This window comes from Klebsiella sp. Q11, assembly GCF_964241505.1.
Classification (GTDB): Bacteria; Pseudomonadota; Gammaproteobacteria; order Enterobacterales; family Enterobacteriaceae; genus Klebsiella; species Klebsiella michiganensis.
Window position 1 is genome coordinate 1 of sequence record NZ_CAXSXW010000009.1, and the last position, 14,096, is coordinate 14,096.

The window sequence follows — 14,096 nt, forward strand, 5'->3', positions numbered from 1 at the left end:
ACAATGCACCAGACCATCATTTCCAGAGGAAGGCGCCGTTTGCGTAACGTGACAGTGCCGGACTCTTCAAGGCAGCGGGAAATCAGTTCCGGGTCAAGATAATCGCCCAGAGAAGCCAGAGGGTTACGCAGAGAATCGTAACGGGATACCAGATCAAGAGCCTGTCCAATGTGCATAAAAAAATCCGGAAAAGGGTAAGCATTTCCGGATTTTTACACAGCCACTGGATCGATCAACCGATCCTTAACTGATCGGCATTACTTCCCGTAGGAAGCCATTTTTATACCGGCCAGGAAGGAAAACGCCGTTTTCCTTCCTTACGCTAGCAGCATGCGAAATTACAGAACGTCGATCGCGTTCAGCTCTTTAAATGCCTGCTCCAGACGGGTCACCATGGACGTCTGTGCAGCGCGCAGCCATACGCGCGGATCGTAGTATTTCTTGTTCGGCTGGTCTTCGCCTTTCGGGTTGCCCAGCTGGCCCTGCAGGTAAGCTTCGTTAGTTTTGTAGTACTGCAGGATACCGTCCCAGGTTGCCCATTGGGTATCGGTATCGATGTTCATTTTGATCACGCCGTAGCTTACGGAGTCTTTGATTTCCTGAGCGGAAGAACCGGAACCACCGTGGAATACGAAGTTCAGGCTGTTGTGCGGCAGGTTGTGTTTCTTAGAAACGTATTCCTGAGAGTCGCGCAGGATAGTCGGGGTCAGTACCACGTTGCCCGGCTTGTAAACGCCGTGTACGTTACCGAAGGAAGCGGCGATGGTGAAACGCGGGCTGATTTTGCTCAGCTCGGTGTACGCGTAATCAACGTCTTCCGGCTGGGTGTACAGAGCAGAAGCGTCCATGTGGCTGTTGTCCACGCCGTCTTCTTCGCCGCCGGTGCAGCCCAGTTCGATTTCCAGAGTCATGTCCATTTTGGCCATACGCGCCAGGTACTTAGAACAGATCTCGATGTTTTCGTGCAGGGACTCTTCAGACAGGTCGATCATGTGAGAAGAGAACAGCGGTTTGCCGGTTGCGGCGAAGTGTTTTTCACCCGCGTCGAGCAGACCGTCGATCCACGGCAGCAGTTTCTTAGCGCAGTGGTCAGTGTGCAGGATAACCGGAACACCGTAGTGCTCAGCCATCTGATGCACGTGATGCGCGCCAGAGATAGCGCCCAGGATGGCTGCGCCCTGAGGAACGTCAGTTTTCACGCCTTTGCCCGCGATGAACGCAGCGCCGCCGTTAGAGAACTGAACGATAACCGGAGAACGAACTTTTGCAGCTGCTTCCAGAACGGCGTTGATGGAATCAGTACCCACGCAGTTTACCGCTGGCAGAGCAAAGTTGTTTTCTTTAGCTACCTGGAACACTTTCTGAACGTCGTCGCCAGTGATGACGCCCGGTTTTACGAAATCAAAAATTTTAGACATGTTACGTAGTCCTGTATCTGTATCTTCGACCGTTGAAGAAGGTTCGCGAGCTTTTACGCGCGCTGAAAAACAGGCGGGTCTCCCCGCCTGAACTGAATTACTGCTTAGCGCGCTCTTCGAGCATGGCTACTGCCGGCAGAACTTTACCTTCCACGAATTCGAGGAATGCGCCGCCGCCGGTGGAGATGTAGGAGATTTTGTCAGCAATGCCGAACAGGTCGATTGCTGCCAGGGTGTCGCCGCCGCCTGCGATGGAGAACGCTTCGCTGTCTGCGATGGCGTTAGCCACGATTTCAGTACCTTTGCGGAAGTTCGGGAATTCGAACACGCCGACCGGGCCGTTCCACAGGATGGTTTTCGCGTTTTTCAGAATTTCAGCCAGTTTCTCTGCGGAAGCATCGCCCAGGTCCAGAATCTGCTCTTCATCTTTGATGTCGTTAACAGATTTCAGGGTAGCGGTTGCGGTTTCAGAGAACTCGGTTGCCACGCGAACGTCAGTCGGAACCGGGATATCGCAGGTAGTCAGCAGGCGTTTCGCTTCGTCAACCAGATCGGCTTCGTACAGGGACTTACCGACGTTGTGGCCCTGAGCGGCAACGAAGGTGTTGGCGATGCCGCCGCCGACGATCAGCTGGTCAGCGATTTTAGACAGGGAGTCCAGAACGGTCAGTTTGGTAGAAACTTTAGAACCACCCACGATAGCGACCATCGGACGAGCCGGTTCTTTTAGCGCTTTACCCAGGGCGTCCAGCTCAGCGGCCAGCAGCGGACCTGCACAAGCGACGTCAGCGAATTTGCCGATACCGTGAGTAGAAGCCTGCGCGCGGTGAGCGGTACCGAACGCGTCCATGACGAATACATCGCACAGCGCAGCGTATTTTTTCGCCAGCGCTTCGTCGTCTTTCTTCTCGCCTTTGTTAAAGCGAACGTTTTCCAGAACCACCAGCTCACCGGCAGCGACTTCAACGCCGTCCAGGTAATCTTTAACCAGACGTACCGGGTTAGACAGTTTGTCTTTCAGATAGTTAACAACCGGCAGCAGAGAGAATTCTTCGTTGTACTCGCCTTCGGTAGGACGACCCAGGTGGGAAGTGACCATCACTTTCGCACCCTGTTTCAGGGCCAGTTCGATGGTCGGCAGAGAAGCACGGATACGCGCGTCGCTGGTTACTTTCCCTTCTTTAACCGGTACGTTCAGATCCGCACGGATAAAAACGCGTTTACCAGCCAGATCCAGATCGGTCATCTTAATTACAGACATGGTGAATCCTCTCGTTGATTCTTGATAAAGTTTTGCAGGCGCCGGAGCGCCTTACCTGAAACCTTGTGCGGCCATCGCTAACGTGCTGTCGAGCATCCGGTTAGCAAAGCCCCATTCGTTATCGCACCAGACCAGCGTTTTGATCAAATGCGCGCCACTTACCCGCGTTTGCGTGCCATCGACAATGGCGCTATGGGGATCGTGGTTGAAATCTATCGAGACTAACGGCAATTCCGTATAGTCAACTATACCATGAAATGCACCCAGTGCTGCTTTTTGCAGCAACTGGTTGACTTCACTTGCTTTTACCGGTTTTTTCACCGTTACGCTAAGGTCGATCGCCGTCACATTAATCGTCGGTACACGAACCGCGATCGCTTCAAAGCGATCGTTAAACTGAGGGAAAAAACGCGTGATCCCCGCAGCAAGCTTAGTATCAACCGGGATGATTGATTGGCTGGCCGCTCGCGTCCTGCGTAAATCCGGATGCCAGGAATCAATGACCTGCTGATCGTTCATTGATGAGTGGATCGTGGTTACCGTTCCTGACTCTATGCCGTAGGCATCATCTAACAGCTTAATGACCGGAATAATGCAGTTGGTGGTGCAGGAGGCGTTGGAGACGATACGGTGCTCGGTTCTGAGCTCAGCATGGTTTACGCCAAAAACGATCGTCGCGTCGAGGTCGTTACCGCCAGGGTGTGAAAAAAGCACTTTTCTGGCGCCGGCCTGAAGATGGGCTTCGCCATGCTCGCGGCTGCCGTAAACGCCGGTACAGTCAAGCACCACATCAACCGCCAGTTCCCGCCAGGGCAACGCCTCAAGGGAAGATTCATGCAGAAGACGAATGGCATCGTCGCCAACAAACAGCTGCTCTCTCTCCTGACGTACATCCCAGGCAAAGCGCCCATGGCTGGTGTCATATTTCAATAAATGCGCGATGCCGGCAGCATCCGCCAGTTCATTGATTGCCACCACGGTAATTTCCGCACGACGCCCGGATTCATACAAAGCACGAACCACGTTACGCCCGATGCGACCGAAGCCATTAATCGCAATGCGTATGGTCATAGGTCTCCTGCAAGGCTATCCATGATATGAGGTGGCTGACAGAGTAATGCAGCAACGCTCTAAGGGAAACCTTACCTGTCGCAAACTGCGACTGATTGATTAATTGTCGAACATTTAGACGACTGAAACGCTTCAGCTAGAATAAGCCAAACAAGGAATAAAAGGAATGATTGTCCAGCCGGAGAAACCATTTATCTGACTTACATCACACTTTTACCCTCTCTGCCGCGGAATTTATTCCCTATTCCACAATGACGAATAAGCGTAGCAAAATCTTTTCGTTGCCGGGCGGCAAACACTGATTTATATCAGAAACTATACCGTATAGCGGCGATATGATGACCGTTACGTCCGAGTCTCGGAGTCCCTCGAAAAAATGACAATCCCCCACTTGCAGCCCTCTGCGGCTCGTTACTATGCGCTTCGCTTACTTCCGGGCGATGAGGTTTTTTCACGCCTGCGCGCCTTCATACAAGAGCAACAGATTCAGGCTGCCTGGATAGCCGGCTGTACCGGCAGCTTAAGCCATGCGGCATTACGTTTTGCCGGCCAGGATGAAACCACTTTTTTGACCGGAACCTATGAGGTTATCTCCCTGAACGGCACGCTGGAATGGCAAGGTGAACATCTCCATTTAGCGATATCCGATCCGCAAGGCGCCATGCTCGGCGGCCATATGATGCCCGGCTGTACCGTCCGCACCACCCTTGAGCTGGTGATAGGCGAACTGACCTCCCTGGCGTTTAGCCGTCAGCCGTGCGCGGTTTCCGGCTATGACGAACTGGTCATTTCATCCCGATAAATTTTCCCCTTAAAGAGGTTTCTATGGCTCGTCGCCAATTTACCAGCCAGTCCCTGGTGCTGATTGCGATCGCCGTCGCCATCAATATGATCGGCGGACAGCTCATCAGTCTGTTAAAGCTTCCCATCTTTCTCGATTCGATCGGCACCTTAATCAGCGCGGTTTTACTCGGCCCGGTCATTGGCATGTTGACCGGGTTACTGACCAACCTCCTGTGGGGGCTGCTGACCGATCCGATTGCCGCCGCCTTTGCGCCGGTGGCGATGGTGATTGGTCTGGTCGCCGGATGGCTGGCGCGCGCGGGATGGTTCCGCACCTTACCGAAGGTGGTCATTAGCGGCGTTGTCATTACCCTCGCCGTGACCGCGGTCGCCGTACCGCTGCGTACGGCGCTGTTCGGCGGCGTGACGGGCAGCGGCGCGGATCTGTTCGTCGCCTGGATCCATTCGGCAGGTCAGAATCTGCTGGAATCGGTGGCGATTACCGTCTTAGGCGCTAATCTGGTGGATAAAATCCTTACCGCAATTATCGTCTGGATCCTGCTGCGCCAGCTGCCGCTGCGCACGCTGCGTCAGTTTCCTGCGATGTCTGCCGTACGCTAATGCACCCTTTTACGTCATTAACCCTCTGGGCGCTGGCGGCGGCGACTACGCTGCTGCTGCCCTCAGAGACGGCGCTGCCGGTTTATAGCGCAGCGGCGTTTCTCAGCTTGCTGCTGTTCAGGGCGACGCGGCGGCGGGCAAAATACGTCGCCTGGCTCCTCTTCTCGCTGGGCATTGGCCTGTGGCTGGTCCACGGCGGCTGGTTTACCCAGTGGCTGAGCGGCCACCCCCGCGACCCGCAGCGCTGGGCCAGCGCCATCACGCTGTGGCTGAGAATTCTGGCGATTGTTTCAACGTCACAGCTGTGGATGGAGTACGTACCGGTACAGCGCTTTATTCGCGCCCTGTTTGCTTCACGCCTGCCGCCGGGCGTCGCTTATCTGTTCGCTGGCCCGCTGCTGGTTGTCGAACAGCTAAAGCGCCAGCTGACGATTATCCACGAGGCCCAACGCGCCCGCGGCGTACCGCTGGACGAGAACGGCTATCAGCGGCTGCGCGCTATGCCTGCGCTCATTATCCCTCTGACCCACAACGCGCTTAACGATCTGGCGATACGCGGAGCGGCGCTGGATATGCGGGCATTTCGTTTACATCGTCGGCGCACCACGCTTTGGGCGCCGAAAGACAGCGCCTTACAACGTCTGGCGCGTTACGGCATGCTGCTGGCGATGGTTGCTGAAGCTGGAGCCTGGCTATGGTTACGTTAGAACAATTCCGCTACCACCCGACCCAGGCGGCGCGATCTGCGGCATGCTTTGATTTCCATTATTCGCAGCCCGGCATGGTGGCGATTTTTGGCGATAGCGGCAGCGGGAAAAGCACTCTGGCGCAGATTATGGCGGGCTGGTATCCGGATTTTCTGCCCGGCGATATCGAAGGTAAAGGCACCCTGCTTGGTATCCCCATCGGCCAGCAATCGCTGGTCGAACGGGCGCAGACCATCCAGCTGGTCCAGCAATCACCCTATCTCCAGCTTTCCGGCTGTACCTTCAGCGTCGAAGAAGAGGTCGCTTTTGGCCCTGAAAATCTCTGCCTCAGCGAAGAGGAGATTATGCGCCGTATTGACGAAGCACTGACGCTGACGGCATGCCAGACGTTACGACATCGCCACCCCTCCACCCTATCCGGGGGAGAAACCCAGCGGGTGGCGATCGCCTGCGCGCTGGCTATGCAGCCAACGCTACTGATCCTTGACGAAGCCTTTAGCCGCCTGACGGCACAGGCAAGCGCTATGCTTCTGGAGCGTCTGGGGCACTGGGCGCTGGCGCAGCGTTCGTTGATTATCCTTTTTGAACGCCCCCCTTCGCCTTTTCTTGCCTGGTGTCAGCAAGGATGGCGACTGCACGATGGAGCGCTTTCCCCGCTATGCTAACGTTGAATCAGGTGACCTGGCGCTGGCCCGGCGCGACGGCTGACTGTTTGCAAAATATCTCGCTGGCGCTCGGCCAGGGGGAATGGCTGGCGCTCACCGGCGATAACGGCGCGGGGAAATCCACCCTGCTGCGGGTGATGGCCGGACTGCTACCCGCCACGTCCGGTAGCGTCAATTTGCTGGATAAGCCGATTGCGCAATACAAAAACCGTCAACGCGCCAATATCATCGGCGTGCTGTTTCAGGAGGCCGAAAATCAGCTCTTCCACAGCAAAGTCGCGGAAGAGGTCGCCTTTGGGCTGCGGCTCCAGAAATTGCCTCCTGCGGAGGTTGCGCAACGCACCGCGGCGGCGCTGAAATTATGCCGGCTGGAGAGCGTAGCCGACGCGCATCCGCTGGATTTACATACCGCCCAACGCAGGATGGTCGCCGTCGCCTCTCTGGAAGCCATGGCGCCAGAAATATTGCTGCTTGACGAACCCAGCCGCGATTTTGACCAGCACTGGCTGGCAATATTTGAAGCGTGGCTGGCGGTTTGCCGCAAAAGAGGGACCAGCGTAGTGGCCATCAGCCACGATGAGGCGTTTACACGGCGGCACTTTTCCCGCCGGGTGCTTCTGGAAAAAGGCAGGGTGCTGAGGATGGTCTGAAAAAGAAACGGGCCGCCAGAGCGACCCGTTTTTTACGGCGGTAGCCAGAGTTTTTACCCGGAGGCGGTGCTACGCACCTGTCCGGGCTACCCGACCGCGCTGGCCCGTAGCCCGGAGGCGGTAAAAGAACTACAGCAGTGCTTTCGCTTTCGCGACCACGTTGTCCACGGTGAAGCCAAACTCTTCAAACAGCTGCTCCGCCGGCGCAGACTCACCGAAGGTGGTCATGCCAACGATCGCGCCGTTCAGGCCCACGTATTTGAACCAGTAGTCGGCGATACCCGCTTCGATGGCCACGCGCGCAGAGACGGCTTTCGGCAGCACGGCTTCACGGTAAGCGGCATCCTGCTTGTCGAACGCGTCGGTGGACGGCATGGAAACCACGCGCGCCTTCACGCCTTCGGCAGTCAGTTTTTCGTAAGCGGCAACCGCCAGCTCCACTTCAGAACCGGTGGCGATGAAGATCAGCTCCGGCTGTCCCGCGCAGTCTTTCAGCACGTAGCCGCCGCGGGCGACGTTCGCCAGCTGCTCTTCGGTACGCTCCTGCTGCGCCAGGTTCTGACGGGAGAGGATCAGCGCGGTCGGGCCGTCCTGACGCTCTACGCCGTATTTCCACGCGATGGCGGATTCTACCTGGTCGCACGGACGCCATGTGGACATGTTCGGCGTGACGCGCAGGGAAGCCACCTGCTCAACCGGCTGGTGCGTCGGGCCGTCTTCGCCCAGACCGATGGAGTCGTGGGTGTAGACCATCACCTGACGCTGTTTCATCAGCGCCGCCATACGTACCGCGTTACGCGCGTACTCGACGAACATCAGGAAGGTGGAGGTGTACGGCAGGAAACCGCCGTGCAGGGCGATGCCGTTGGCAATCGCGGTCATACCGAATTCACGCACGCCGTAGTGGATATAGTTACCGGCAGCGTCTTCGTTGATGGCCTTAGAGCCGGACCACAGGGTCAGGTTACTTGGCGCCAGGTCAGCGGAGCCGCCGAGGAACTCAGGCAGCAGCGGGCCGAAAGCTTCAATGGCGTTCTGGGACGCTTTACGGCTGGCGATTTTCGCCGGGTTAGCCTGCAGCTTCGCGATGAATTCGTTCGCTTTCGCGTCGAAATCAGCCGGCATCTCGCCTTTCATACGGCGGGTAAACTCGGCAGCTTCCTGCGGGAAGGCTCTGGCGTAGGCAGCGAATTTCTCGTTCCACGCGGACTCTTTCGCCTGGCCGGCTTCTTTGGCATCCCACTGGGCATAGATTTCAGACGGGATTTCAAACGCCGGGTGTTTCCAGCCGAGCGCTTCGCGGGTCAGCGCGATTTCCGCGTCGCCCAGCGGCGCGCCGTGGGAGTCGTGGGTACCGGCTTTGTTCGGCGAACCGAAACCGATGATGGTTTTGCACATCAGCAGGGACGGTTTGTCGGTGACCGCACGCGCTTCTTCTACCGCGCGTTTAATCGAGTCAGCATCGTGACCGTCAACGCCGCGCACCACGTGCCAGCCGTAGGCTTCAAAACGCTTCGCGGTGTCATCGGTGAACCAGCCTTCCACGTGACCGTCGATAGAGATGCCGTTGTCGTCATAGAACGCCACCAGCTTGCCCAGTTTCAGGGTACCGGCCAGGGAGCATACCTCGTGAGAGATACCTTCCATCATGCAGCCGTCGCCCATGAACGCGTAGGTGAAGTGGTCAACAATGTCGTGGCCCGGGCGGTTGAACTGCGCCGCCAGAGTTTTCTCCGCGATGGCCATACCAACCGCATTCGCAATACCCTGCCCCAGCGGACCGGTGGTGGTTTCCACGCCCGCGGTGTAGCCGACTTCCGGGTGACCCGGGGTTTTAGAGTGCAGCTGACGGAAGTTCTTCAGCTCTTCAATCGGCAGATCATAACCGGTGAGGTGCAGCAGGCTGTAAATCAGCATGGAACCGTGGCCGTTGGACAGGACAAAACGGTCGCGGTCGGCCCAGGACGGGTTCTGCGGGTTATGATTCAGGAAATCACGCCACAGGACTTCGGCAATGTCAGCCATACCCATCGGGGCACCCGGGTGACCGGATTTGGCTTTCTGTACTGCGTCCATGCTCAGCGCACGAATAGCGTTAGCAAGCTCTTTACGTGAGGACATTTTGACTCCAGATCGGATAATGAAGGCCATGCCCGCAACGACTTGACGACAGCGCGTTTTGGGCTACGCCGGAAAAAAGTGTGAACAATGTAACCTAAGCGGCAAAGCATGTACATGGAGCATCCTTTTGCCGTTTAAGAAATCTCTGGAACACGTTGTGCTACGGCGTAATCCTCTCGCCCGCATTCTCATATAGTATTTATAATTTGCACAGGATACGGCAGGCAGCCATCGCCGTTTTTTCGGATAAATAACCATAAGATTGTGGAAGATAAAAAATGAAAATTCGCTCAGCTCTTCTTGCCCTTGGGATCGCAGCCACGCTTACCGGATGCCAGAACATGGATTCCAACGGCCTGCTTAGCTCCGGCGCGGAGGCTTTCCAGGCTTATTCACTCAGCGACGAGCAGGTGAAAGCCTTAAGCGACAAAGCCTGTCAGGAGATGGATGCGAAAGCGACTATCGCGCCTGCCAGCAGTGAATACAGCAAACGCCTGAGTAAAATCGCCGCCGCGCTGGGGGACAACATCAACGGCCAGCCGGTGAACTACAAGGTGTATCAAACTAAAGACGTTAACGCCTTCGCCATGGCTAACGGCTGCATCCGCGTTTACAGCGGGCTGATGGATTTGATGAATGATAATGAAGTCGAAGCGGTTATCGGCCACGAAATGGGTCACGTCGCGCTGGGCCACGTGAAGAAAGGGATGCAGGTAGCGCTGGGCACCAACGCGGTACGCGCGGCGGCGGCCTCCGCGGGCGGCATCGTCGGCAGCCTGTCGCAGTCGCAGCTGGGCGATCTGGGCGAGAAGCTGGTGAACTCGCAGTTCTCCCAGCGTCAGGAATCGGAAGCGGACGACTACTCGTACGATCTGCTGCGCAAGCGCGGCATTAATCCGGCAGGACTTGCCACCAGCTTCGAGAAGCTGGCGCAGCTGGAAGCCGGACGCCAAAGCTCCATGTTTGATGACCACCCGGCATCGGAAGCCCGCGCTCAGCATATCCGCGATCGCATGAAGGCCGACGGGATTAAGTAAGCCCCGGCTCCCCAAGTGGCATAACAAACAGAATTGGGGGAGCTTATCGGTATGCCGGGTAGCGGCTCACACCTTACCCGGCAACACAACCTGCACTTATTCTTAGGCCGGTGCAAGCACTGCGCCTCCAGGTCGTTCGAGGAAAACGCACGCTGTGAGCGACCTGATTACTCGCCTTTTTTCGCCGCCTGAATGTAGAGCATTTCCAGCGCTAGCGTCGCCGCCGCCAGGGCGGTGATTTCGGACTGGTCGTAGGCCGGAGCGACTTCCACCACGTCCATGCCGACGATGTTCAGATCCTTCAGGCCGCGCACCAGCTTGATCGCACGATCGGAAGTCAGGCCGCCAATCACCGGCGTACCGGTACCCGGGGCAAACGCCGGATCCAGGCAGTCGATATCAAAGGTCAGGTACACCGGCATATCGCCGACGATCTGTTTCACCTGCGCAATCACATCGTCAACGCTGCGATCGTTAACCTGGCCCGCATCCAGCACCGTGAAGCCGTTGTCTTTATCAAACTCGGTACGGATACCGATCTGCACCGAATGATTCGGATCGATCAGGCCTTCGTTCGGCGCGGTGTAGAACATGGTGCCGTGGTCAAATTCGCAGCCATTGGCGTAGGTATCGGTATGGGCGTCGAAATGCACCAGCGCCATTTTGCCAAAGTGCTTCGCGTGAGCGCGCAGCAGCGGCAGCGTCACAAAATGGTCGCCGCCAAAAGAGAGCATGCGTTTTCCTGCCGCCAGCAGTTTTTCCGCGTGGGCCTGCAGCTTTTCACTCATTTCACGCGCGTCGCCGAAGGCGTAAACCAGATCGCCGCAGTCCACGACGTTCAGGCGCTCGCGCATGTCAAAATTCCACGGGAAGCGGTTGTGCTCCCACGCAAGGTTCGTCGACACCTGGCGGATTGCCGCCGGGCCATGACGGCCGCCCGCGCGTCCGGAGGTCGCCATATCAAACGGTACGCCGGTGATGACCCAGTCCGCATCGCTGTCGTACGGCATGAAATTCATCGGTAGACGCAGAAAACCAAATGCGTTGGATACCAGGGAGTTATCGTATTGATGACCTAAGGTGCTCATGGGTATGACCTCTTTTACAGTCGTTGTATTGAAATACAAATATAAAAAAACCCTTCCGCGTCGTTAGGCCCGACGAGGAAGGGTTTGAATGAGTTTACTGCTTAGTTGGGCGAATTATCGCCGTAAATGTCTACGCGTTCAAGTGAGTCTGGCAAGTGGTGAACCAGGCCTCTCTCTCCCTCTTCCCTCTCCGCTACGGAGAGGGCATAGATCACTCGTCTTCCAGATAAGTGTAGCCGTATAAACCGGCCTCGAACTCTTCAAGGAACTGCTGCTGCAGGTCAGCGTCGAGATCGGTCTTTTTCACCTGATCGCGGAACTGGGTCAACAGCGTGTTCGGATCGAGCTGCACGTACTGCAGCATATCCGCGACGGTATCCCCTTCATCAGACAGCTCCACTTCGACGCTGCCGTCAGGGAAGACAAACACGTCGACGGCTTCCGTATCGCCGAACAGGTTGTGCATATTGCCGAGGATCTCCTGATAGGCGCCTACCATAAAGAAGCCCAGCATCGGCGGGTTATCCGGATCGTATTCCGGCATCGGCATGGTGGTCGCAATACCGTCGCCATCCACATAGTGGTCAATCGCGCCGTCGGAGTCGCAGGTGATATCCAGCAGCACCGCGCGGCGTTCCGGCACCATATTCAGCCCTTCCAGCGGCATCACCGGGAATAGCTGATCGATACCCCAGGCGTCCGGCATCGACTGGAACAGGGAGAAGTTGACGTAGATCTTATCCGCCATACGCTCCTGCAGTTCGTCGATAATCGGGCGATGCGCGCGGTTGCTGGGATCGAGCTGTTTCTGCACTTCATGGCACATATTGAGATACAGCTGCTCGGCCCAGGCGCGCTCCTGAAGATTAAAGGTGCCGGAGGAGTAGCCGATATGAATATCGTGCAGATCCATCTGGCTGTCGTGCAGCCATTCGCGCAGCGAGCGGCGATTGCCGGTTTCCTGCATCTCCTGCCAGGTTTCCCACATGCTTTGCAGCGGACGCGCGGCGTCTTCCGCGGGCGGGGTCGCCTCGGTATATTCGTTACGCTCAACGCCGATAATATTCGATACCAGCACGGTGTGGTGCGCCGTGACCGCGCGGCCGGATTCGGTGATCACCGTCGGGTGCGGCAGGCCGTTCTCTTCACAGGCATCGCCAATCGCCCAGATGATGTTGTTGGCGTATTCGTTCAGGCCATAGTTCACCGAGCAGTCGGACTGCGAACGGGTCCCTTCATAGTCGACGCCGAGACCGCCGCCAACGTCGAAGCACTGAATATTCACGCCCAGCTTGTGCAGCTCAACGTAGAAACGCGACGATTCACGCACGCCGGTGGCGATATCGCGAATATTGGCCATCTGCGAGCCAAGGTGGAAGTGCAGCAGCTGCAGGCTGTCCAGATGCCCGGCTGAGCGCAGAATTTCAACCAGCTGCAGAACCTGGGTCGCCGCGAGGCCAAATTTGGACTTTTCGCCGCCGGAGGACTGCCACTTACCGGAGCCCTGCGAAGCCAGACGCGCGCGCACGCCGAGACGCGGCACCACGTTCAGCCGCTCGGCCTCTTCCAGCACGATGGCGATTTCGGACATTTTCTCGATGACCAGATAGACCTTGTGGCCCATCTTTTCGCCCACCAGCGCCAGGCGGATATATTCACGGTCTTTATAACCGTTACAGACAATCACGCTGCGGGTCATACCGGCGTGCGCCAGTACCGCCATCAGCTCGGCCTTGGAGCCGGCTTCCAGGCCCAGCGGCTCGCCGGAGTGGATCAGCGATTCAATCACGCGACGATGCTGGTTAACCTTGATCGGATAAACCAGGAAGTAGTCACCGTTATAGCCATAAGATTCGCGCGCGCGTTTAAAGGCGGCGTTAATCGAACGCAGGCGGTGCTGCAAAATCTGCGGGAAGCAGAACAGCGCAGGCAGGCGCTGCCCCTGAGCTTCACGCGCTTTCACCAGCTCGGCAAGGTCAACGCGCGCTTCCGGGACGTCAGGATCCGGGCAGACGCTAATATGGCCCAGTTCGTTAACGTCGTAGTAGTTATTACCCCACCAGGCAATATTGTAAGTACGTAGCATCTTGCTGGCTTCCTGGGAGCTCATCGCAACCTCCTGCATGGAACGTAGTACACCGTGATCGCCTGCTGACGAAGGCGAAGATAAAGACATGTCGTCAGACATAGCGAACCTCAAATTTAGTAACAAGTGTAAAACAGTTGACTACTATCGCAATCCGAAGAAGCGATAACAACCCATAAACAGTCCGAAATCCCAGTAGATAGTGCTGGTCTTGCGGCTGAGCGACCGGTTTCTTATTCATATCATCGTAAAACACGTACCCGAACGGAGTATGACAGTCCGGAGAAACCACGAGAAAACCCTTGCTATCGCAAGAGCGCCCTTGTTCAGTTTTCCAGCAGCCTGCCGGCCCGGGAATCCTGAGAAGCGCCGAGATGGGTAGAACATCGGCTGGTTTGCATGAGAGAGATGCGGATTGAGGAGTAGTGACGCGCGACGGAACGACGCGACGAATCAGGCGAAAAACGTGGGTTCATTATCTGGTATCACCTCCACACTGCCCCGAGTCGGGCCAGCGACAAGCCAAAGCTATAGGTTCCGGACAGCCAGCGAAAACGCCGCTGCGGGACTCTGTCAATAGAGACTGCT

Annotated in this window: 15 protein-coding genes; 6 read left to right on the forward strand and 9 right to left on the reverse strand. The window is 56.8% G+C overall.

Annotated features, from left to right (window positions below; translation table 11 throughout):
* From ACESQ2_RS15890 to epd, 4 genes are all read right to left on the reverse strand, one after another.
* On the reverse strand, positions 1 to 176 hold a 176-nt coding region (locus ACESQ2_RS15890; RefSeq protein ID WP_373170976.1), incomplete at its 3' end, for a transposase domain-containing protein.
* A 162-nt stretch (positions 177 to 338) separates the two neighbouring features.
* Positions 339 to 1,418, reverse strand: coding sequence for a class II fructose-bisphosphate aldolase (gene fbaA, locus ACESQ2_RS15895; RefSeq protein ID WP_009654956.1), 1,080 nt, complete (start codon positions 1,416 to 1,418; stop codon positions 339 to 341).
* A gap of 97 nt (positions 1,419 to 1,515) precedes the next feature.
* The gene (gene pgk, locus ACESQ2_RS15900; protein ID WP_014226818.1) at positions 1,516 to 2,679 is read right to left on the reverse strand and encodes a phosphoglycerate kinase; all 1,164 of its coding nucleotides are present in this window, start codon (positions 2,677 to 2,679) and stop codon (positions 1,516 to 1,518) included.
* 51 nt (positions 2,680 to 2,730) lie between these two features.
* Positions 2,731 to 3,750 (reverse strand): erythrose-4-phosphate dehydrogenase, encoded by a 1,020-nt coding sequence (gene epd / locus ACESQ2_RS15905; protein ID WP_345911989.1) that lies wholly within the window; start codon positions 3,748 to 3,750, stop codon positions 2,731 to 2,733.
* A 376-nt stretch (positions 3,751 to 4,126) separates the two neighbouring features.
* Here epd and ACESQ2_RS15910 point away from each other — a divergent pair, with 376 nt between their 5' ends.
* The 5 genes from ACESQ2_RS15910 to ACESQ2_RS15930 are packed head-to-tail and all read left to right on the forward strand — an operon-like array spanning position 4,127 to position 7,176.
* Positions 4,127 to 4,552 (forward strand): PPC domain-containing DNA-binding protein, encoded by a 426-nt coding sequence (locus ACESQ2_RS15910; RefSeq protein ID WP_042934174.1) that lies wholly within the window; start codon positions 4,127 to 4,129, stop codon positions 4,550 to 4,552.
* 23 nt (positions 4,553 to 4,575) lie between these two features.
* Positions 4,576 to 5,154: an ECF transporter S component gene (locus tag ACESQ2_RS15915; protein WP_014226821.1), complete on the forward strand. Its 579-nt coding sequence runs from the start codon at positions 4,576 to 4,578 to the stop codon at positions 5,152 to 5,154.
* Positions 5,154 to 5,861: an energy-coupling factor transporter transmembrane component T gene (locus ACESQ2_RS15920; RefSeq protein ID WP_046878340.1), complete on the forward strand. Its 708-nt coding sequence runs from the start codon at positions 5,154 to 5,156 to the stop codon at positions 5,859 to 5,861. Before ACESQ2_RS15915 ends, ACESQ2_RS15920 begins: the two co-directional genes overlap by 1 nt.
* On the forward strand, positions 5,849 to 6,526 hold the full coding sequence (locus ACESQ2_RS15925; RefSeq protein WP_046878339.1) for an ABC transporter ATP-binding protein: 678 nt from the start codon (positions 5,849 to 5,851) through the stop codon (positions 6,524 to 6,526). Before ACESQ2_RS15920 ends, ACESQ2_RS15925 begins: the two co-directional genes overlap by 13 nt.
* Positions 6,520 to 7,176 (forward strand): ABC transporter ATP-binding protein, encoded by a 657-nt coding sequence (locus ACESQ2_RS15930; RefSeq protein WP_046878338.1) that lies wholly within the window; start codon positions 6,520 to 6,522, stop codon positions 7,174 to 7,176. Before ACESQ2_RS15925 ends, ACESQ2_RS15930 begins: the two co-directional genes overlap by 7 nt.
* A gap of 129 nt (positions 7,177 to 7,305) precedes the next feature.
* On the opposite strand, the gene tkt is transcribed toward ACESQ2_RS15930, so the two are convergent.
* On the reverse strand, positions 7,306 to 9,297 hold the full coding sequence (tkt, locus tag ACESQ2_RS15935; protein ID WP_154924424.1) for a transketolase: 1,992 nt from the start codon (positions 9,295 to 9,297) through the stop codon (positions 7,306 to 7,308).
* A gap of 278 nt (positions 9,298 to 9,575) precedes the next feature.
* On the opposite strand from tkt, the gene ACESQ2_RS15940 reads away from it, so the two are divergent.
* Positions 9,576 to 10,334 (forward strand): M48 family metallopeptidase, encoded by a 759-nt coding sequence (locus ACESQ2_RS15940; protein ID WP_014226826.1) that lies wholly within the window; start codon positions 9,576 to 9,578, stop codon positions 10,332 to 10,334.
* Between the two features lie 167 nt (positions 10,335 to 10,501).
* On the opposite strand, the gene speB is transcribed toward ACESQ2_RS15940, so the two are convergent.
* The 4 genes from speB to ACESQ2_RS15960 form a co-directional block, all read right to left on the reverse strand.
* Positions 10,502 to 11,422 (reverse strand): agmatinase, encoded by a 921-nt coding sequence (gene speB / locus ACESQ2_RS15945; RefSeq protein WP_004205166.1) that lies wholly within the window; start codon positions 11,420 to 11,422, stop codon positions 10,502 to 10,504.
* Positions 11,423 to 11,633: 211 nt separating this feature from the next.
* Complete coding sequence (gene speA, locus ACESQ2_RS15950) at positions 11,634 to 13,610, reverse strand: biosynthetic arginine decarboxylase (protein ID WP_014226827.1); 1,977 nt, start codon at positions 13,608 to 13,610, stop codon at positions 11,634 to 11,636.
* Entirely contained in the window at positions 13,603 to 13,749 is a 147-nt protein-coding gene (gene yqgB, locus ACESQ2_RS15955; protein ID WP_014226828.1) for an acid stress response protein YqgB, read from the reverse strand. Before yqgB ends, speA begins: the two co-directional genes overlap by 8 nt.
* Before the next feature lie 85 nt (positions 13,750 to 13,834).
* Entirely contained in the window at positions 13,835 to 13,984 is a 150-nt protein-coding gene (locus ACESQ2_RS15960; protein ID WP_155774231.1) for a hypothetical protein, read from the reverse strand.
* Positions 13,985 to 14,096: the final 112 nt, after the last annotated feature.